This window comes from Planctomycetota bacterium, from assembly GCA_018242585.1.
GTDB lineage: Bacteria > Planctomycetota > Planctomycetia > Pirellulales > PNKZ01 > JAFEBQ01.
This window is the reverse complement of the sequence record JAFEBQ010000025.1, coordinates 13,831-34,884: the sequence shown is the minus strand read 5'-3', so window position 1 is coordinate 34,884 and position 21,054 is coordinate 13,831. Positions and strand designations below refer to the sequence as shown.

General features: G+C 62.6%; 15 protein-coding genes. 5 read left to right on the top strand and 10 right to left on the bottom strand.

All coding sequences use genetic code 11. The features are described 5' to 3' along the window. Positions 1-17 precede the first annotated feature (17 nt). The 4 genes from gyrA to JSS27_12530 form a co-directional block, all read right to left on the bottom strand. A complete protein-coding gene (gene gyrA / locus JSS27_12545; GenBank protein ID MBS0209771.1) occupies positions 18-2,744 on the bottom strand; it encodes a DNA gyrase subunit A in 2,727 nt (908 codons plus the stop codon). A 321-nt stretch (positions 2,745-3,065) separates the two neighbouring features. Further along, positions 3,066-3,899 carry a hypothetical protein gene (locus JSS27_12540; protein MBS0209770.1) on the bottom strand — a complete coding sequence of 278 codons (834 nt, stop codon included), beginning with the start codon at positions 3,897-3,899 and terminating at the stop codon, positions 3,066-3,068. 355 nt (positions 3,900-4,254) lie between these two features. Then, complete coding sequence (locus JSS27_12535; protein MBS0209769.1) at positions 4,255-4,485, bottom strand: CDGSH iron-sulfur domain-containing protein; 231 nt, start codon at positions 4,483-4,485, stop codon at positions 4,255-4,257. A gap of 1,141 nt (positions 4,486-5,626) precedes the next feature. Then, positions 5,627-7,585, bottom strand: a complete 1,959-nt coding sequence (locus JSS27_12530) for an FAD-dependent oxidoreductase (protein MBS0209768.1) — start codon at positions 7,583-7,585, stop codon at positions 5,627-5,629. A 435-nt stretch (positions 7,586-8,020) separates the two neighbouring features. Here JSS27_12530 and JSS27_12525 point away from each other — a divergent pair, with 435 nt between their 5' ends. The 4 genes from JSS27_12525 to JSS27_12510 all read left to right on the top strand — a co-directional run bounded on the left by JSS27_12525 (position 8,021) and on the right by JSS27_12510 (position 11,192). Next, on the top strand, positions 8,021-8,458 hold the full coding sequence (locus tag JSS27_12525) for a YkgJ family cysteine cluster protein (GenBank protein ID MBS0209767.1): 438 nt from the start codon (positions 8,021-8,023) through the stop codon (positions 8,456-8,458). 324 nt (positions 8,459-8,782) lie between these two features. Further along, positions 8,783-10,111 carry a histidine--tRNA ligase gene (hisS, locus tag JSS27_12520; protein MBS0209766.1) on the top strand — a complete coding sequence of 443 codons (1,329 nt, stop codon included), beginning with the start codon at positions 8,783-8,785 and terminating at the stop codon, positions 10,109-10,111. A gap of 166 nt (positions 10,112-10,277) precedes the next feature. Next, positions 10,278-10,787, top strand: coding sequence for an HYExAFE family protein (locus JSS27_12515; protein ID MBS0209765.1), 510 nt, complete (start codon positions 10,278-10,280; stop codon positions 10,785-10,787). A gap of 126 nt (positions 10,788-10,913) precedes the next feature. Then, positions 10,914-11,192, top strand: a complete 279-nt coding sequence (locus JSS27_12510) for a hypothetical protein (protein ID MBS0209764.1) — start codon at positions 10,914-10,916, stop codon at positions 11,190-11,192. Between the two features lie 410 nt (positions 11,193-11,602). Here the strand turns inward: JSS27_12510 and JSS27_12505 are convergent, their stop codons facing one another. Beyond that, a complete protein-coding gene (locus JSS27_12505) occupies positions 11,603-12,757 on the bottom strand; it encodes an aldose 1-epimerase family protein (protein MBS0209763.1) in 1,155 nt (384 codons plus the stop codon). 388 nt (positions 12,758-13,145) lie between these two features. Here JSS27_12505 and JSS27_12500 point away from each other — a divergent pair, with 388 nt between their 5' ends. Then, positions 13,146-13,889, top strand: coding sequence for an SDR family oxidoreductase (locus tag JSS27_12500; protein ID MBS0209762.1), 744 nt, complete (start codon positions 13,146-13,148; stop codon positions 13,887-13,889). A 123-nt stretch (positions 13,890-14,012) separates the two neighbouring features. On the opposite strand, the gene JSS27_12495 is transcribed toward JSS27_12500, so the two are convergent. The 5 genes from JSS27_12495 to JSS27_12475 all read right to left on the bottom strand — a co-directional run bounded on the left by JSS27_12495 (position 14,013) and on the right by JSS27_12475 (position 20,814). Beyond that, positions 14,013-14,474: a biopolymer transporter ExbD gene (locus JSS27_12495; GenBank protein MBS0209761.1), complete on the bottom strand. Its 462-nt coding sequence runs from the start codon at positions 14,472-14,474 to the stop codon at positions 14,013-14,015. Between the two features lie 62 nt (positions 14,475-14,536). Next, a complete protein-coding gene (locus JSS27_12490; protein ID MBS0209760.1) occupies positions 14,537-15,064 on the bottom strand; it encodes a biopolymer transporter ExbD in 528 nt (175 codons plus the stop codon). A gap of 120 nt (positions 15,065-15,184) precedes the next feature. Then, positions 15,185-16,000, bottom strand: coding sequence for a MotA/TolQ/ExbB proton channel family protein (locus JSS27_12485; protein MBS0209759.1), 816 nt, complete (start codon positions 15,998-16,000; stop codon positions 15,185-15,187). Positions 16,001-16,465: 465 nt separating this feature from the next. After that, positions 16,466-17,485 (bottom strand): tetratricopeptide repeat protein, encoded by a 1,020-nt coding sequence (locus tag JSS27_12480; GenBank protein MBS0209758.1) that lies wholly within the window; start codon positions 17,483-17,485, stop codon positions 16,466-16,468. Between the two features lie 140 nt (positions 17,486-17,625). After that, positions 17,626-20,814: a hypothetical protein gene (locus JSS27_12475; GenBank protein ID MBS0209757.1), complete on the bottom strand. Its 3,189-nt coding sequence runs from the start codon at positions 20,812-20,814 to the stop codon at positions 17,626-17,628. Positions 20,815-21,054: the final 240 nt, after the last annotated feature.

Here is a 21,054-nt window from a genome sequence, read left to right as displayed (position 1 = left end):
TCGAGTTGCCAGTTACGCTATTGGGCTGACTCGTCGCCGCTCGGTTCGCTTCCGCCCGATTCACTACTATCTGTTTCCGGCGACGTCGGCGCGGCCGGCGCATTGCCGCCCGGTGTCGTGCTGTCGCCAGGTGTCGTGCTGTCGACCACTTCTTCCGGCGGCACGCGGACCACGGCGGCCAGGGTGTCGGCCTCGTCCAAGGTCATGATCCGCACGCCTTGCGTGTTGCGGCCGACCACGCTGACATCGCTGGCGACGATGCGCTGAATCTTGCCGCGCGCCGTCATCATCAGCAACTCGTCCGTGTCGCGCACCGAGGCGATGCCGATCACCGGCCCGTTCCGGTCGGTGGTCTTGATGTCGCGCACGCCCATCGTGCCGCGCCCCTTGGTCGGGTAACGGGCCGACGAGCCGGTCTCTTCCCCTTCTTCGGTTTCTTCCGGCTCGGCCGCGGTGGTCCCAGCTTCGTCATTGTCCTCGGTCGCGCCGCCCAGTTCGGGGCTGTTCGGACCAAACGGCGTTCGCTTGCCGTAGCCCTTTTCACAGACCGTCAGCAGCGTCGCCGTCGGATCGGCGACCACCATGCCAACGACACTATCTCCGCTGCGCAGCTTGATGCCGCGCACGCCGCTTGAATCGCGTCCCATGGCTCGAACCGCCGATTGGCGGAAGCGGGTCGCCTGGCCGCGGGCCGAGGCCAGCAGGATTTCGTCGCCGGTCTGCGTGACCGACACGGCCACCAGCTCGTCCCCTTCGCGCAGGGCGATGGCGATGATGCCCGTCCGCTTGGGCCGGCTGTATTGCTCGATGACCGTCTTTTTCACCTGGCCGCGGCGCGTGGCCATGATCAGGTACTGTTCCGGGTTCGAGAAATCGCGGATTGCCAGACAGCTCGCGATCTTTTCACCCTCGGTCAGGTTCAGCAGGTTGACCACCGCGCGGCCGCGGCTTTCGCGGGCCAGTTGCGGCAGATCGTAGACCTTTTGCCAGTAGACCTTCCCCAGGTTGGTGAAGAACAGCAGATAGTCGTGCGTGCTGGCCACGAACAAATGCTCGATCGGATCTTCTTCCTCGGTTTTGGCTCCCTTCAGCCCCTTGCCGCCGCGGCGCTGCGCGCGATAGGTGCTGGAAGCCGTCCGCTTGATGTAACCCTGGTGGCTGATCGTGACCACCATGTTCTCTTCGGCGATCAAGTCTTCGAGGTCGATCGAGCCGATTTCCTCGCCGCTGATTTCGGTTCGCCGCTCGTCGGCGTGCTTGTTCAAAAGCTCGGTCAAGTCGGCGCGAATGATCGCCCGAATGTTGGCGTCGTCCGACAAAATGCGCAGGTACTCGGCAATGTCGTCCAACAGCGACTGATATTCTTCGGCCAGCTTCTCTTGTTCCAGATTGACCAACTGCCCGAGCGTCATCTTCAAGATGGCGTCGGCCTGGACGGGCGTTAGCGTGTACGCCTCGCGCGCGCCCCGCTCGCCCGTGAACGCCTCGTAGCCCCGCTCGCCCAACGCCCGGCGCATCAGCGCCGAGGGGCACTCGATTTCCATCAAGCGGCCCTTGGCCTCGGGCTGAGTCTTGCTGGTCCGAATGACGCGGATCACTTCGTCGATGTTCGCGTGCGCCAGCAACAGCCCTTCGACCGTGTGCTTGCGCTGTCGCGCGCGGGCCAGCAGAAACTGAGTCCGCCGGCGAATCACCGTCACCCGGTGACGCAGGAACTCGGTCAGCAACTCCTTGAGCGTCGACGTTCGCGGCTTGCCGTCGACCAGCGCCAGGAAGATGATCGAGAAGGTGTCTTGCAGCGGCGAGAATTCGTAGAGTTGGTTGAGCACCACCTCGGCGTCGGCGTCGCGCTTGATCTCGAGGATCAGGCGAACCGGCTCTTTCAGGTCGCTCTCATCGCGGATGGCCGAAATGCCCTTGATTTTGTCTTCGTTCACCAACTCGGCAATTCGCTCGACAATCGGGTCGCGCGACCGCTGGTAAGGAATCTCGGTGACGACGATCCGCTGGCGGTTCTTGCCGAACTCTTCGATATGGGCCCGGGCTCGCAGCGTGATATTGCCGCGGCCGGTGTGATAGCCGCGACGGATGCCGCTGCGGCCGCAGATGATGCCGCCGGTCGGGAAGTCGGGCCCCGGGCAAATTTCCAGCAACTCGTCGATCGACACGTCGGGCTGGTCGATCAGCCGGATCAGGCAGCGGCAGATTTCGCCCAAATTGTGCGGCGGAATGCTGGTGGCCATGCCGACGGCGATGCCCTGTGCGCCGTTGACCAACAGATTGGGAAACTTGGCCGGCAGCACCGTCGGCTCGTCGCGGCGCTCGTCGTAGGTGGGGACGAAGTCGACCGTGTCGAGCTTCAGATCGTCCATCATCATCGACGCGATGGTCGACATACGAGCTTCGGTGTACCGCATGGCGGCCGGCGGCAGCCCGGCGACCGAGCCGAAGTTCCCTTGCTTGTCGACCAGCACGTGGCGCATGTTCCACTCTTGGGCCATGCGGACCAGCGTGGGATAGATCACGCTTTCGCCGTGCGGGTGATAGTTACCCGAGGTGTCGCCGGAGATTTTGGCGCATTTGACCCGCGCCGCGCCGGGCGTCAGGTTCAAGTCATTCATCGCCACCAGAATGCGGCGCTGCGAAGGCTTGAGCCCGTCGCGCACGTCGGGCAGAGCGCGGCTGACAATCACGCTCATGGCGTACGTCAGGTAGCTGTTTTTGAGCTCATCTTCGATGGCCAGCGGAACCAGCTTCCCCCCCAGGCTGTCCTCACCGGGATTGGGGGCTGGCGACTCGGGCAGATCGTTCGAATCGTTGTCGTCGGAAGACAAAACCAGGAGTCCTTTCGGCAGCGGCGTTCAGGGGCGGCAAGGCCGCGGGAAAGTCCCCTGACAGGCGTGCATGGCGAAGCGTGTGGGAAACCGTCAAATATACCGGTTTTGCCGCGGTTTCACAACCAAGCGGCGCTTCGCGGGCGTGGTTCTAAGTGGCCGTGCCATCGTGGTTTATAGTGGCAGCTCCACGACGGTTTAGAAGCGACGTTTTTGAGGTCGCGCGAGCGTCTATTCCGAGGGGGCCTGCGCCATCGCCATCAGGGCCGAAAGTCCACTCAAAACGTCCTCGCGCGAGGCCTCCCGCCAGCCGCTCAGCTTGTGCCGCAAGATGGCCAACTTGAGCGTGTCGAACGCTTCGGCCAGGTCCGCGGGGAGCGCCAGCGGAATGGCGTGCGAAGCGCCGCCAGCCAGCGCGTCGGCGTGTTCGCCCGAGGCGTCGCGCTGCTCAAAGTCCCAGGAATCGCCGGCTTCGGCACTGTGCGCTTCGTCATCGGCTGGTTCGCCAGCGTCGCTTTCATGGCGGTCGACATCGCGGCGCATTTCGCCCGACGCCTCGCCGGGGATACGGACTTCGGCCTGGTTCTCGGCCTCGATCGGGGCAAAGTCCTCGTCGAACTCGCTGGCCGGGTCGTCCTGCATCTCAGGCGTGGCCGTCTGGCCAAAGGCTTCGGCCCGCTGGCCCCGCATCTCGGAGATCGACCACTCGTTCTGCACCGCCCCTTCGAGCCACAACTCGGCGTCGTCCCATTCAGTGGCCGCGCAGAAGTGGCTCCAATACAAGCCGGGGTACGATTCGCGAACCGCGTCGAAGCGTTCAAACACGCGGCGCAGGCGGCCGGTATGCTGGCCGCTGACCGAGCCGATCCGGCGGCTCCAGGACTCGTCGGAGAATTGCTGGGGAGCCGCGCGCGAGGCCTTCAGGGCCTCGCGCCACTGGTGGATAATGCGTCCCTTTTCCCAGTTGGTGGTGCTGACCAGCGAATGCCAGCGACCCAAGTATTCCTGACTGGTGTTGTCGAGCGTTTCGACGTCGAGACCTGCTTCCTGCGAATCGAATTCCACGGGCTCTGCTTCCTTGGGGGTGACAGTCCAGGCGGGGGCGAGCGAGGGGCCCGCGCCTTCCTGGGCGCGTCCCTTTCGCTCATGGGAAGCGAACGATTCTAGGATGCCCGACTAACCGACGTGATAGCGCGGTCGAATCGACGCGGGATGCCACCGACGCCAAGCGGCGGAAGTGACGGCCGCGACCACGCTTAAGCGCGGCGGGGAATTTCGAGGGTCGCAGGTCGCCGCTGGGGAAAAGCTGTTAGCGGCCACGCGGGGCGCTAAATCGCCGCGACAAGTGGGCGAATCTGTAGCGATTCTGCCGCGCAAAATGGCCGTTAGCCCCCGGCGAGTCGCCGGGGGCCTTGGAGCGTCACGCGGTCGCCGGCGGCGGAGGCGGCGCGAGTTCCTGGGCCACGAAGCCGCAGGTCTTGTGGGCCCCGTCGCAGAACGGCTTGCGGGCCGAATGGCCGCAGCGGCACAGCGCCACGGCCGGCTTGTTCGCCGGCAGCGTGAACTTATTCCCTTCGTGGTCCAAGAGCGTAAACGGGCCTTCGACGGCCATCGAGCCATTGGCACGGAGACGGATGATCACTTCGGACATGTTTGGTTTCCTTGCGGGAATGCGACGCGAGTTAGTCAGCGGCCCGAAAGTGTAGCGCGCACAGCCCGGCTTGTCACGCGGCTGATTAACCACGGAGACACAGAGGGCACGGAGGAAGACACGGAGCAGCGGGGGGTAAAGGCGGGGAGTTGTAAGGAGAGAAACATCGAAAACGTGCCACCGTTAAGCCGTGGGGCCAAAGGCCCGCGCGCTGCCGCTCCAGGACAGAATTTGAACCGCAAAGACGCAAAGGAAACAGAGAAAACATTTTGAATCGCAGAGCGCGCGGAGAGATGCGGAGCAGAACTCCTTCTTTTCTCTTGGTCTTCCTTGGCGAACTTTGCGTCTTTGCGGTTCAAAACCTTTATCTCTTGCCTTTTTCCTACGTCGTGTCCGTCGTGCCGTTGTGGTCGAACCCCTTCGTCATTCGGATTTGACCGAAGCGTGGCGTGTGCGCATCAGGATCACACTTAACCACGGAAAGACGGTCGGCAGCAAGCGCGACCCAAAGAAGGGTGGTAACCCGCGCCGGAAGTTGGCAACAGGTTGCCGCAACGCGAATCGGCAGCGGCAGACGATCACTCGTTAGCAGCAGGCGGAAACAGCCATCACCCCGGCGATTAACGCCAAACACACCGAACCAACAATCACGCAGGCAATCATGGCAACGATCTCCCAACCCCAAACATTCTGACTACTAAACTCGACAAACCGCCTGACGTGACTGGCCTGCCGAACTAGTCGTCCAGACCTTGCCAGCACCACCCTTTGCCAAAAAACACTGGGACTGGCAATGGTTTGATGTTATCGACTGCCGCACACCGGCAGCCGCATTCTGGACGACTTGTAACGGCCGACCCGAATCGTGCGTTACCGTGTCGCATATTGCGTGCCAGCGGCTTTTGAAGCGATTCTGATTGCCTTAAGTTGAATGGCATCAATAAGATGCGATGAGAACGTGGCTCAGAGGGCCACGGCGACCGATGCGCGCGATTCGTGCTTTGGCTGCATCGGCGCTAGGCAGCGGATTAACGACACGCAACTTTGGCGGCATTCGGAAAAGTTGCTGGTGGCGAGTGGCGGCAACCTAGTGGACGCATTTTCCTAGTAACTCTCAACTCGCAACCAGCAACTTCTTCCCTCACCCATAACACCGGACCTCAAACACCCGGGCCAGTCGGTCACCGTTCGTGGCTGTGATCTTCAAGCGAATCGCTTGCGCCGTGACGGGGTCGAAGCGGTGGCGGACCAGACGCTGATAGTTGCCGGTGACCGCGGCCAGCGGCTTCCAATCGCCCGAGGCTGAGTCGCGGTATTCCAGCGTGTAGTCGCGAACCGTCTCGGGCTGGGGCGCGCGGATGATCCCGTGATTGACGCCGTCTTGCGACGAAAGGGTCAGCTCGCGCTGAAAGCCCGAGTCGAACGTCACCTGCACTTCGCCAACCTGGGCCGGCTTGTCCCAATCGAGTTCGAGCCAGGCCCCCTCGCCAAGTTCCGTGCTCCAGCGGTTGACATACTGCCCGGGCACGTCGCGGACAAAGCCGTTGATCACGTTCTTGGCCGGCGCGTCCTCGGTCTCGCCCGAGGCGGTTACCTTGGCCGTGCGGGCCAGGTCGGCCGCGTCGTCGTTTTTGAGCCCGGCGATCGATTGATCGTCGCGCAGCAGCGTTTGCTGCAGCTCGGCCAGTCGCTTTTTGTCCTGATACAGTTCCTTGGGCAAGATGTTGTTGGCAATGCAAAGCGCGGCCGCGGTGCCGGCGGCCTGGCCGATGACAGCGCAGGTGGCCATCACGCGCGTCGAGGTAAACGCCGCGTGCGTGGCGCTGATGTTCCGGCCCGCCATCATCAGATTGCTGACGTTCTTGCTGTAGAGCGAACGGAGCGGAATGTTGAAGATCGGCGTCTTGACCATCACGGTCGGGGGCAAGTCGGCCCGATCGAAGCCCCCCGGCGGGTGATCGTCCATCGGCCAGCCGCCAATGCAGACCGCGTCGTCGAGCCCGCTGCCCGCGTTCACCAGATCGAACTGCGTCAGCACGTGTTCCCCCATCAAGCGGCGGCTTTCGCGCTTGCCAGGGATCATGCCCACCCAATCGAGCGCCCAATTGGCGCTGTCGGGATGATTGCCGCTGTTCTTGATGTAGTCCCACACGCCCAGCACGATCGACAGCAGCTCGAAGCGAATCCGCTCGTTGTCGTTGATGGTGTTGAGCTGGCCACCCCACTCGATCCACCAATAGCCATATTCCCACGACTTGACCGAGCGTTTGACGAGATGCTGTTTCTCGACCTTGCGGGCCCAATGGGGCGGCTTGAACGGCATGGGCCGGTCGAACTTGCGCGAGGTGAACAGAATGCTCGAACCCATCGTCTCTTTATCGGGCGTCTCGGGGGCGAGGGGCTCGTTGAACTCGCTGCGCGATTCGCGGCCATAGCGCAGCTCGGCGCCCGCTTCCAGACCCAGCCGCGAGTCGCCCGTGCAGTCCATGTACAGCTTGGCGGTCACGCGATACAGGTGCTCGGTCTTGTCGCACCGACACCAGGCGGCGGTGATCTTGTCGCCAGTCTTTTCGACGGCGTAGATCGACGTGTCGAGCAACACCTTGGCTCGCGGCTCGCTGACCAGCTTGTCATACAGCAGCAGATCCCACAGCTCCCAGGTTCGCTGCGGATTGTTGACGGCGTCTTCCAGGCGGAACTCCTCGAGCAGGCCCCCTTCGCGCCAGCCGGGACGGCCCTTGTGATGGTTCGCGCCGACGACGTGCATTTTGACTTCGCTGCTCGAATTGCCGCCAAGGCGTGAACGGTCCTGGACCAGCACGACCCGCGCGCCGTGACGCGCGGCCGAGACGGCGGCCAGCACGCCCGCCAACCCGCCGCCGGCCACCAGCAAGTCGCACTCCAAGTCGACCTGCGTCATGTTCGGCTCGGCCTTGGCCGGCTGGCGCGCGCCGTCGGGCGGGGCCAGTTGCTTGATCGTGGCGCGGATCTCGTCACCCGAGGCTTCCAGCGACCCGGGCGCGGCCGGCAGGTCGTCGGCCAGCACCATCAGGCTGTAGCCAGCCCAGGGGAGCGAGTTGAGAAAATCACGGCGTTTCATGGTCGGAGCCTTTCCAGGAAAGCGGGCCAAAGGAGCGTTTTATCTTACTTGGTCGGAGTGCCCCATGCACGCAGCCATGTGGCCAGATTCGGGAAGGGAGGATTGAACCGCAAAGACGCAAAGATCGCAAAGGGGGAAGATAGTTTGAATCGCAGAGGACGCAGGGCAGCACGGAGCGAGAATGCTGGAATCCTTCTCTCTGCGCTGCCCTGCGTCCTCTGCGATTCCATGCTTTTAGCCTTGCTTTGCGATCTTTGCGTCTTTGCGGTTCAAATCTTCTCTTTCCGACGTCGTGTGCGTCGTGCCGTCGTGGTCGAATTCGTTGGTCATTGGGACTTGGACATTGGTCATTTGCCTTAGCGGCTCGCCGGTTGTCTGCGCTTGATTTCTATGCACAATATGGCCTTTTAGCCGTGAAGCACCGGACCCCTTGCCATGCATCCCAAGCTGCCCCAGATCAAGCCCGAGGCGCTCCAGCCGGGCGAGTGCCTGTGCGATCACTGCACGGCCAAGTGCTGTCGCTACTACGCGCTGCAAATCGACACGCCCGAGTGTCGGGCCGATATGGACTATCTGCGCTGGTACATGATCCACGGCCAGACCAGCATCTTTACCGAGGAGGGGGAGTGGTACTTGCTGGTCCACACCACCTGCCGGCATTTGCAGGCCGACCATCGCTGTGGCATTTACATGACGCGGCCGCAGATTTGCCGCGAGTACTCGACCGACAACTGCGAGTACGACAACAACTACGTCTATGAACGGTACTTTGAAACGCCCGAGCAGTTGGACGAATTCACCGACGCGATGTGGCCGGCTGAAGAACAAGCAGTGCGTACGCCGCGGCCGGCGCTGTTACCGGTGATTGGCTAAGCCAAGACTCATAGTTTGTACTGGCGACCGGAAGGATTTGAACCGCAAAGACGCAAAGGACGCTAAGAAAACTGAGAAGGCATTTTGAATCGCAGAGAGCGCAGAGGATCGCAGAGTTAGATTTCTAGAAGTCCTTTCTCTGCGCTACTCAGCGTCCTCTGCGACTCCGCTCTTTTTATCTTCCTTTGCGATCTTTGCGTCTTTGCGGTTCAATGATTTTAAAAGCTTGCCGAATGCCGGTACTCCATCGCAACATTCATGTTTTGAAGGTAGTCAGTTTGAACGGTTGATTAGGAAAATGAAGGCGCTATGTCGAAGCCCACGCTGATCGAGCCCCGCACGCTCAAAGGTTTTCGCGATTACCTGCCCGAGGCGATGATCCCGCGCGAGCGGCTGATCGAGACGGCGCGGCGCGTCTATCGCTCGTACGGATTCAGCCCAATCGACACCCCGGCGCTCGAATACTTGGAAATCTTGACCGGCAAGGGGAGCGATGAGACCGACAAGCAGCTTTACAAGTTCGAGGATCATGGCGGGCGGATGGTCGGCCTGCGGTTCGACTTGACGGTTCCCCTGGCGCGGTTCGTGGCCCAACACGTCGGCACGCTGGGCACTCCGTTCAAGCGGTATCACATCGCCAGCGTCTGGCGCGGCGAGAACACCCAGCGCGGACGCTACCGCGAGTTCATGCAGTGCGACTTCGACACGATCGGCACCTTGTCGCTGGCCGCCGACATCGAAACCGCCCTAGTGATTCACGACTTGTTCCAGGCGCTCGGCTTTCGCGAGTTCACCATCAAGCTCAACAACCGGATGGTGCTGAACGGACTGCTGCAGAAGCTGGGCCTGAGCGAGCAGTCGACACACGTCTTGCGCGCGCTCGACAAGCTGGCCAAAATCGGGCCCGAGAAAGTGGCCGCGGAAATGGCCGCCACCGCCGGGGCAAGCGCCGCGCAGTCAGCCGACGTGCTGAAAATGGCGGCGCTCGAAGGCTCGAACGACGACGTGCTTGCGCAGCTTCGCCCGTTGGTCGCCGGCAGCGAGACCGGCGAAGCGGGGGTCGAGAAGCTGGCCCAGTTGCTGTCGGCCGTCTCGGCCGCTGGCGTCGAAGGGGAGCGAGTGAAGCTCGACGTCTCGATCGCCCGCGGGCTCGATTACTACACCGGCACGATCTTTGAAACATTCCTGAGCGCCTTGCCGGGCATTGGCAGCGTCTGCTCCGGCGGACGTTACGACAACCTGGCCGGGCTCTACACCAATCAACAACTGCCGGGCATCGGCGCGTCGCTAGGGCTCGATCGGCTGCTGGCGGCGATGGAAGAGCTGGGCATGATCGACAAGGTGACCACGCCGGCGCCGGTGTTCGTCGCCTACTTTGTCGAGAACCGGTTGAACGATTACCTGCGCTTGGCCTCGCAGGTCCGCGCGGCCGGCATCGGCGTCGAACTGTACCCCGAGGCCAAGCGCGTGGGCAAGCAACTGCAATACGCCGACAAGCGCGGCTTTCGCGTGGCATTGATCGCCGGTGACGACGAACTGAACGCCGCCCAGTGCCAGGTCAAGGATTTGCGCACCGGCGACAGTGTGAAAGTCCCCTGGACCGCCACGGGGACCGAGTTGCTGGACGAGATTCGCCGGGTGCTCGCTAGTTGAAGAGGGAAGTTGCTGGTTGCTAGTTCCTAGTTGCGAGGAAAAGCAAAGACACCGGCGGCAAGAGGCGCAGACGGCCTCCTCTCTCGCAACTAGGAACCAGCAACTAGCAACTTTCCCCCCACGGCCTTAAGATACTGGCGCACACTTGTTCAGGCCGGGGGCCCGCATGGCCAATCGGGACAATCATTACGAGGCCGCGTTCGAGGCGCTGCTGCGCGAGCAGCGGATTCCCTACGTGGCGGTCGACGAGGCCCGCCGCGCGAAGCTCGGCGACGCCTCGATGAAGAGTCTCGACTTCATCGTCTCGACCGTGCAAGGCTGGTCCTGGTTGGTCGACGTCAAAGGGCGTCGCTTCCCCTCGGGTCGCCAGAAACAGTACTGGCGCAACTGGTCGACGCAGGACGATCTGGCCAGCTTGACCCGCTGGGAACATGTCTTTGGCCAGCAATCGCGGGGCCTGTTCGTGTTCGCCTACCTGGTCGTGGGGGACCGGGCGCCGCTGCCGCTTGAACAGTTGTATTGCTTCCGCGAGCAATGGTACGGGTTCGTGGCGATTCCGCTGGCCCACTACGCGGCCCACGCCCGACAGCTTTCGCCCCGCTGGGGAACGGTCTCGATGCCGGTTCGCGAGTTCCGGCAATTGGCCGCGCCGTGGCAGGAACTGTGCGGCGCTTGACGCCGGCCAGTTGGCCTAGCACGATGGCTGTTGGCGATTCAAGCAGACCAACCACGACATCTGTTGGCGATTCAAGAAGACTTAACCACGACGACACAACGACACGACGAAGAAAAGGCAAGGAATATGAATCATATCGATTGGTATTTGCGTCGTGACGTCGTGTCGTCGTGGTTAAACAAGCAGCTTCGCGAGGTCGCACGGTTGACAAGCTTGGTTGTTGGCGTGGTGGGCCTGCTGGCTAGTGAGGCGTTCGCGCAACAGCCGGGCGCGGGTGGCGTGCCGATGGAAGAGCGGACCTACACCCTGTCGTATGTCGTGACCGTGATGATGGTCGTGCTGGGACTGACGGCCGCCCTGATGCCGTCCATGCGCACCGGCGAGGTCAAGAAGAACGAAGAGTAGCGTCGCGCGACTTCGTCGCTGAAATCAGAATGACGAAGCCCGGATGACGAAGGAATTCGACCACGACGGACACGACGTAGGAAAAGGCAAGAGACGAAGGATTTGAACCGCAAAGACGCAAAGGACGCGAAGGAAGACAAAAGTGGAAACGCAGAGGACACTGAGCAGCGCAGAGCAGGAATTCTAGAAATCTAACTCCGCGATTCAAATTGCCTTCGCCTTTTCCTTGGCGACCTTTGCGTCTTTGCGGTTCAACTTCTGACGTGGAGCGGCAGCGCGCGGGCCTCTGGCCCTGCGGCTAAACGAGAACACCTACTGCCCCTCACTACTCTCCCTCCCTTCCTCTCTCGCTGCTCCGTGCCTTCCTCCGTGCTCTCTGTGTCTCCGTGGTAAATGGACCTCCGGGCCGGCTAGGCTGACCAGCCGGGCATGGGTTTGCGGTGGATCGTCGGTTCGACGCCACTGGCCAATTGCTCGACTTCGTGGCTGGCGCGGCGGACGCTTTCTTCGCTCAGGTGGGCGCACAGTTCCAGTTCGAACCGCCGCGTCTGGCCCGGCTCGAGCTTGGGCACGCGACCTTGCGACTGCTCGAAGGCCCGGGTGTTCGGATAGTTGGTCCCCGGTTCCAGCCCGGTCACATAGCCATCGGCCGGCAAGCGCTGGCTTTTCCAGAGCGTGAAGCAGGGCAACTGCCGGCGGCTGAACACGACGCTAGCCGCGCGCGCGCCGTCGGCGGCCACGAGCATGGCCCGGGTCCGCCCGTCACGGTCGGCGAGCAATTCGGCGAAGTGAGCGAACTCGCCCCAGCCTGCCTGCGGTGGCGCGTACGTCTGCCAGGTGTCGACGTCGCTGGCCGAATGCGCGTCGCGCGGGGCCAGCGTTTCGACCGGCAGGTGCGCCCGCGCGCCGGGCGTGGCCAGGGGCGCGCCGAAGTTGATGTGATAGAGCAACTGCATGTCGCTCGACTCGGCCGACAAGTTCGTCACCTCGTCGACGATGTTCAAGTGGGGCTGCTTGAGCCGCGCCGAGTAAGTCGTCCGCAACCGCAGCTTGTGGCCGAACAGCCGGGCTTCGTCCACCACGCCGGTGACCGACAAGGTGTGCGTCGCCGCGTGGTACGAGGCCTCGACATGCCAGGCCGGCAGGTTGGCAATCTGCCCGTGCAGCGGATATTGCAGTCGCCCTTGCTCGTCGAATTGCGGCGCGCCGTTGCTCGCCAGTCCGCAGCGGACCAGCAACTCGTCAAAGCCCGATAGCCAGCCGATGCCGCTCGGCTCCCAGACCGGCACCCAATGGGGATGGACCGGCCCGGCCACGGGGCTTTGCCAGCCGAGGGCCAACTCGCCGGCGGCCACGCGCCAGAGGCCCATGCCGCGGGTCGGCACGATCGTGGCCCGCAGCAGTCCGTTGTCGAGTTCGACGACGTCGACCCCTTCGCGCAAACCCCCGTGCAGCGTTCGCTTGCGGATGCCAAAGCTGCCGGCCTGGCCCAACTCGGCCGCCGAGAGGGTGAACTCGTCCAGGTGCAAATCGCGAGCCGTATCGGTCAGCGTCCAGGTGTGCATGAAGAGGGGCTAGGGGCTAGGGGTGAGGGGCTAGGGAGAACGCGCGTTGCGCTTTTATACTACTACTGGGGCTGGCGACGTGCGAGCGTACCTGCTCAGAAATGGCGGATGATACCGACCACGACGGCACGACGGACACGACGTAAGACAATTTCACCACGGAGACACAGAGGGCACAGAGGAAGACACGGAGCGGTGCGGCATAAATTTTGAACCGCAGAGACGCAGAGGGCGCAGAGAGGACGGCAAGAAGGAAAGGGACAAACGATGCTTTGGTGCTTGGCAATTTCCGCTTAGACATTCGCCATTCGTGCTTCGTCATTCTGGTTTCTCCTCCGTGCTCACCTCCGCGTCTCTGTGCCTCCGTGGCTAATAAGAAGCAGATACCATGACAACCCAACCCGTGGCTTTGATTACCGGCAGCGGCAAGCGCCGCATTGGTTCCCACGTGGCCGAGGCCTTGGCCGCGCGGGGCTACGCCATGGCGCTGCACTATCGCAGCTCGGGCCAGGACGCCCACGCGCGGGTCGACGCCTTGCGGGCCAGCGGCGCCACGGCCGAAGCCTGGCCGGCCGATCTGGCCAACGCGGACGAAGTGGCGCGGCTGGTCGACGACGTGTTGGCGCGCTTTGGGCGAATCGACGTGCTGGTCAACGCGGCGGCCATCTGGCGGCCGAAGCCGCTCGAGGACGTGACGGCCGAAGACGTCCGCGAGCATTTCACGATCAACAGCCTGGCCACGTTCCTGCTGGGCCAGCGCGTCGGGCTGGCGATGTGCCGGCAAGAGTCGGGGGGCGCGATCGTGAACATCGGCGATTGGGCCACGCGGCGGCCGTACCTGAACTATGCCGCCTACTTCGCCTCGAAGGGGGCGATTCCGACGCTGACCCGCGCGCTGGCCGTCGAGTTGGCCCACCGCAATCCCCGCGTGCGAGTCAACGCGGTGCTGCCGGGGCCGGTGATGCTGCCCCCCGACTTGCCGCCGGCCGAGCGGCAACAGTCGATCGACGGCACGCTGCTGCGCCGCGAGGGAAAGCCCGAGAACGTGGTCCAGGCGGTGCTGTACCTGGTCGAGAACGACTTCGTCACGGGAGATTGCGTGACCGTCGATGGCGGCCGTTCACTGGTTTGAGGTGACTAGATTTGTCCGTTGTCAGTGGTCCGTTGTCAGTTGCGAAAGACATCGAGTTGCGCCGCCGCCTTGAGGAGCGTGCGGCAACAACTGACTACTGACCACGGACAACTGACCCCGCCATTACTGCGGCGCCTTGGGCGGCGTGAACTTGATCTTCTCGACGTAGCGGATCGTCTTCCCTTCGGGTGTCAGCTTGCCGCTGACGGCGCTGATGGCGTTGATCACGTTGTTGTAGTGCAGGTTGTAGTCGCAGTCGAACTCGACTTCCAAGTCGTCATTGGCCACGGCCGCGATCTGCTTTTGCAGGTCGTCCATGCTGCGACCCAGCGAGCGGTCGCCGAGCTTGATTTCGCGCAACTGCCCATCGGGCAGCGCCGCCAGCTTGACCCGCACCGGTTGGATCTGGTCGGCGTTGGTGGCCTGACCGACGCCGATCGGCATCTTGACGTTGAAGTCCCCTTCCTCGGTGGCGATCTTGAAGCTCATGACGAAGAATGTCAGCAACTGAAACACGATGTCGATCATCGGCGTCATCTGCTGTTCGACTTTGTCGGGACCGCTGGGGGCGCGACGCTTGGCCATAACCGGAACTCTTGCTGACGGGTGCTAGGAATTAGGGACGGGGGCCAGGAACGGCGGCGGGCTCATTTGCCTTGCGCCTTGGCCCGCTGCAAATTCGCCTCTTGCTTGTCGGTATAGGCTTTCAATGCCGTATCGGTCGTGGCCTTCCCCGCCTCGGCGCGGAGGGCGAACTTCTCGAACTTGTGCTTCTGACACACGGCAATCAGTTGCTGCACGTCCCCCATCCGCGTCAGGCCGTGCGCGCGAATGATCACGTGGGCCGCGCCGGGGCCGGGATTGCCCGGCTTGCGCGCCAACACCTGGGCTTCCTGGCGCAGGGCCTGGTCCATGGCCTTGCTCGCCACGCCCAACTCGTCGCCGTTGAAGAACACCTTGCCGTGCCGCGACACCTGCAGCACGATCGGCATGGGGACCGGCGCCTCGGGCACCTTGGCCAACTCGCTCGACGGCAGCTTGACCAGTTCGTTCTGGTTGTCTTCCGAAAAGTTGATCAACACCATGAAGAAGGCGATCAACTGGAAGGTCATGTCGATCATGGGCGTCATGTCGGCTTCGGCCGAGATGTCCGCTGCTTTGCGCCGGGATGCCATGAAAAGCTCGGTCCCTGACCAGCCGCCCAGCGGCGGCCGTCAGAGGGAAAAGTGTCAGGTTACGGGTGTCCGCGTCGTGCCACGGCGGCGAATTGCTGCTGACCGCTTACTTCTTGCCGCTTACTTCTTGCCAACGCCGGCAAACCGGCTCATCAGCCCTTCGCTCAGCACGGCGGCTTCCATGGTTAGCTTGGCCAGCCGGTTACGCATGGCGCCAAAGTAGCCGATGGCCGGAATCGCCAGCCACAGCCCGACCAGCGTCGTCACCAGAGCCATCGAAATACCTTCGGCCAACTGCGATGGCTTGGGTTGCGTCGGGCTGGTGGCGATGACCGTAAAGCTGTCGACCATCCCGTCGACCGTGCCCAGCAGCCCGAACATCGGCGCCAGGGTGCCGATCAAAGCGACAAAGCTCAGTCGATGCTCGAGTCGCATCCCTTCTTCGTCGCTGACTTCCTGCATGGCCCCTTCGGCCGCGCCGAAGCCTTGCTGCAACTTGCCCATGCCGGCGGCCAGCACGCGCCCCAGGTACGAGTCGTCGCTCTTGGCCAACTCGTAAGCGTCCTGGAACTTCTTTTCGTTCAACAGGGCTTCAAAGCCTTCGACCAGACTAGCCGGCACGATCGACGCGCGGCGCAGCGCCAGCGTGTTCATCACCAGGTAAGCGACAAAGATGAACGACAACAGCAAGAAGATGATGATGTACTTGGTGCCGAGCGCCTTGGCCAAGAAGCCCAGGTACGATCGTTCCTCGACCTCGGGGGCGGGTGTGGCGGCGCCAGCCGGAGCCGCGGCCGGCGCGGCAGCGGCAGGCGCGGCCGCCGCGGGTTCCTCTTGTGCGAACGCTGCGATCGGCATCGCGGTCCACGCCGTGAACATCAAACCCAGCGCGGCGAATGCCCCGAGCAGCTTCGAGCGCACAAAAATCCCTCGCATGACGGCCTCCAGCAGACAATGAAAACGTAGGTTGATTGGAAAAGTTCGATCGGAATCGATCACGTTAACGGACCAGACGCCGGTTCCACCAGCTCGGACGGGAACGGCCAGACTCCGCTGACCGTGAAGAAGTCGCGCTGCTCGAGTGAACACACTCCAGGCGCGCGGGCGTCGGACCTCCTCAGTCTAACCGGCAGCTCATTGAAATTAAAGGAAATTGACCCGGCCGATTTGGCGGTTTTCGGCGCGAACCGCCCCAGCGCTTCACGCGCCGGGTAACCTCGTTTGAAGCCCACAGCGTCCCACCAGCTCCCGGCCCATTGGCCCTCGAACGACCGGCTAGAGCGGTTCTCAATTAAATGTAATGTAGCGTGCGCATCTACCAAGCCGGTGGCTTTGCCACCGAGATCGGCGGCAGAGCCGCCGGCTTGGATGGGCAGACGATACATGCTCCCGAGAATTGCCCTAGCGCCCCCCCGAATATCGGCTTTGCAAGGTCTGGGCCGCCAGGGTGGCGCGCTCGGGCTTGCCCAGCTCGTTCCACAACGCGACCAGGGCCTTCAGCGATTCGGCGTGGGCCGAGGCGTTCGAGAAGAACAGCACGTCGACGTGCAGGAACGCCAGCAGGGCTTCCTTTTTATTTCCCTTCTTCAGTAACGCCTTGCCCAGCGTGACGTAGGCCTCGCCCATCAACTGGGCGTCTTCCACGTTGGCCAGCTTGATGACTTCCTCGATCTGCTTAATACCGTCGTCGACCTTGCCCGTCTCGGCCAGACACAACGCCTTGCCCAGGGTGGCCGAGTAGCGCTGCGAATCGTTCAGGGCCCCCTTCTGGTTCCCCATCGCCAACACGCCGTCAAACGCCTTGAGGGCTTCGTCGAACTTGCCGTCCCGGACGTAGACGCGTCCCTGGGCGATCAGGCCGCGGGCCTTGTACTCGGGGAAGGTCGACTTTTCGAGCACGCCGTAGTACTGCCGCGCCTCGGTGTACTTGCCCGTGGCGGCGAACAGATCGCCCAGCAGCTCGTTGGCCTGCAGGAAGTGAAAGCTGGAAGGGTGCGCCGAGACATAGTTGAATGCCGCGCCGCCCGCCTTCTGCAAGTCGCCGCTGCCGGCCAGAGCCAGCCGGGCCTCGCACAGCACGCGGTAGAACTGAATGTCGTCGAGCAACTCGGGGCGCGAAATCGTGTCGGTCTTGACCTTTTCCAGGGTGGCCAAGGCCGCGTCAAAGTTGCCGTCGGCGGCGTTGTTGCGCACCGCCCGCAACGTGCCTGGCTCTTTGTCGAAGACGATTTCCTCGATGTCCGAGACGGGGATCGTCTCGGCGGCTCCGCCCGGCTTTTCGATGGTGACGTCGGTGGCCGACATCTTGGTGATGTTGCCGTTGACGGCCGAACCGCTGACGCGCTTGACGGCGTCGGCGGCCCCAGCCGAGCCGGCCACCAGCGCGACGGCCAAGGCGACGAGTGCGAATCGGATGCTCATCAGTAACTCCCGAAAAGGATGAATCGTGTGCGGGTGGTTTTTTATGTAGGTCAGGTACCCCGTACCTGACATCTGTTCTGCGTTGTGTCCACAATTGTCAGGTACGGGGTACCTGACCTACGGGAATCGGATCATCGTTATTATTGCGCCGCCGCCGGGGCGGCGGCTTGCGCGTTGGCCGGCTGTCCTTCGGTGGCGGCGGGTTCAATCTTTGGCGGCACGATGCCGACCGGCGGCTCGGCGAGCAGCTTCTGTAGCGTTTTCATCTGGCTATTGAAGCGGGCCAAGTGATCGGCCCACTTGGGGTCGGTGGTCAGGTCCGGATAAGTCTGGACCAGGATGTTGATCTGGCGCTGGGCGCGTTGACGGCCGGCCTTTTTCTGCTGAGGGTCGGCCTGGATCTCGGCGTGTTTCATTCGCGCGTCAACCGCGTACTCGTTGCAATCAAACAGCCAGGCCATGAATCGCTCGCGGGCCTGCTGGTTGGCGGCGTTCTGGGTGATCGCCTGCTGCAACACCCCGATCAGCTTGGTCCAACCCATCACCAGGTTCTTCTTATTGGCGTCGGGCAGGCCGCCGACGATCGAGCGGGCGATGTCGTTGGCGTCCTTTTTGTCGGCCCCCTTGTACATCAGGATGCGGCAGCCTTCGATCTGGGCGTCGACCAACATCTGCTGCTGCTTCAAGATGTCGCCAACCTCCTTGAGCGCCCCATCGAACTGGCCCAGCCGGCGCATGTCGCGGGCGATCCGCAGCTTGACAGCATTGGCGGCATGAGGGCTGGGCATGAACCCGGGGTTCTTCGCCCCTTCGGCCAGAATCTTCTGTTCGGTGGCCAGCGACTTGCCATAGTAGGTGGCCGCTTCGCCCTGGGCCGGTTTATCGATCCCCTCGTCGAAGCTCACGCCCAGACTGTAGAACGTCTCGGCCACCCAGGTCAGCGAACCGAACGTGGTCCCCTGCGCCGCGCTACTGATCTTGTCGAGGAACACCTCGAAGGCACTGGTCACTTTCTTGACGTCATCATTCTTGCCTTGCTCGCGCAGCAGCTTGATCTGCTCTTCCAGCGCTTTGCCCATCGAGACGTACACCAGCGTCAATTGGGCTTGCCCCTGCGGGCCCCGGTTGGCCATCAGCTTGTCGAGTTCGGCCATCATCTTCTGGGCGTTGTCGACGTCCTTGTTGCCGATGTAGGCGCGGAGGGCCGACTTGTAAGTCTCGACCGGAAAGGACGTCGTGCCGACTTCGGTCAACGCGACCTGCTCCCCCTTGCCCAAGAGGGTCAACGGCCCGAGCTTCGGATCATTCAAGAGCTTGATCGCCTGGTCCGGTTGATTGGCCGCCAGACACATTTCGACGTCGGTCAACATGCCCAGGAAGATTTCCGCCGTGACCACCACGTTGTCGAGCTTCCGCAGCCGACCGAGCCCGGTTTCCAACATGGTGCGGGCCTGCTTGCCCATCGCGTCGAGTTCCGTTTGCGGCGGGCGCTCCCCCTCGGGCTTGATCGAATCGTGCCGATATTTGCTCCACAGCGCCTTCGAGAGCTTCACCTCGGCGTCGCCGCGGTTCGCGCTGGTTTCGGGAATATAGCTCAACGCCTCGAGGGCCGACTTGGTGTCGCGCTCTTGCACCGCGACCGACAACATGATGTTCCAGGCTTCGTCCGACTCGGGCTCACCCTTCCAGCGAGTGCTGATGTAGCGGGCCATGGCGGTCATCTTGTCATGGTCGAACTGCCGCGTGTCCTTCATCTGCTGCGTGGTGTCGCTGTAGGTCTTGAGGAACGACGCCAGGGTGAGCATGGCCGCCGACTTGGCGCGCTGCTTGTCGGCGTAGCGCGTGGCGATAAAGTCGCCCATCACGGCCGCTTCGTAGAACTTCTCCTGCTGGTACGCCATGTAGCAGAGGAAGTAGCGAATCTCCAAAATCTGGTCGAGCGGCGTTTCGCGATCGCGCAGCTTCAGCGCCACGTGACAGTACTTGATGATCTGCTCGCGCATCTCGTCGATTTCCTTGGTCAGCGCGGCCACTTCCGCCTTGTCGCCGCCGCCAGGAACATTTTGCTTCGATTGCAGATCGCTCTGCTTGGCCTGAATCTCCTCGAGCAGCCCGCCGACGCGCTCGAAGGCTTCGGCAAAGTTGACCGGCTCCTTTTGCAGCTCGTCCTTGCCCGTCACCTTCGACAGCAACTGCCGGGCGTCGTCGCGATAGGGTCCGGGATACTTGACCACGCGCAGCAAATTTTCGCGCGCCGACTTCAGATAGGCCGCCTTCTGCTTGTCTTTCTCGGGCAAGGCGTCACTCAGCATCTTTTCCGCCGTCGCGGTAAAGTAGAACACCGCCAGCCAGTCGGGCATTGACTCTTCGTTGCCGGCGATCTTGCCGATCCATTCCTCGCCCCCCTTGGCCGCCAACTCGGTGTCCTTCATCGCCAGGTGGCATTGCAGCTTGCGATAGAGCGCGGCGGCTTGCAGCTTGCGGAACTCGGCGGCATCCTCGGGCTGGCCGAGAATATCGTTGTAAATGCCGATGGCCGCCTTGTGGTCCCCCATCAACTGCAAACATTCCCCTTGCTTGATGTGGGCATACTGGCCGGCCATCAACAGCCGGAAGCGTTCGTAGATTTTCTTGTTCTTGTTGGCCGCGGCCAGCAACGAATCCTTGTATTCCTTGCTCCCCTCGGCGTGGGTCTTGGCGATTTCCTGCAGCACGGCCGACGAATAGACGTTGGCGGCCAGGAAATCGGTTCGCACCTGGTCGCGCTCTTCCTTGACGGCCTTTTCCTTGGGGTCGATGGCCCCCTTGGGCAGTTCGTTCAGTCGCTTGTCAAACTTGGTCTCGGCGTCGGTAAAGACCTTGAGCGCCTGGTTGAAGTGATCGCGAGCCTGCTTATTGAGCGCGTCCTTGCTCTTGACGTTCTTGGGCTGGCCGGCTTGTTCAAGGAACATCCGCCCCCGCTCGAAGATCACGCTCCCCAAGGCCATCGAGGCGGCGCCGGCCACGCGGCTGTTGGGCTGGTTCTTGAGGAATGCTTGCAACTGCTCGGTGGCCTGATCGAGGGTCCGCCCCTTGCTCTTGGGATCACGGTCGTTGCGACTCGAATCGATCAGCGTCTTGCCGCGCTCGTACGGGATGCCCGTTTTCAGCTCATCCGAGACCAGCGGGCTCTTGGACATGATGTCCAGGTATTCGAGCGCCATGTCGAACAGCTCGCGATCGCGCAGGCCGTCGAGGAACTGGGTGAACGGCTCCTCGGCCGCGGCCGGCAAAGCGGTCAGGCACCAGCCCAATAGCGCAAGCGCTAGCCAGCACCCGACGCGGCTCATTACCGGTCGATGCAAATGGTCGACACAGGCAGTGAAACGACCAATACCCACCAGCGAACGACGACAAGGGCGCGACATGCAATAAATCCTTGCAACAGTTGGGAGCCAACTGCGGAGTGGTTCTGGTTCTGACGATTACGGCATGCGGGCCGGGGGGCCGGCATGAGAAGTTGGACGAGTTGGCACACGCACCGCGGCGCTTCCCCTGGTTGCCGCCACAACCGTTGGGCTCTGCGCCGC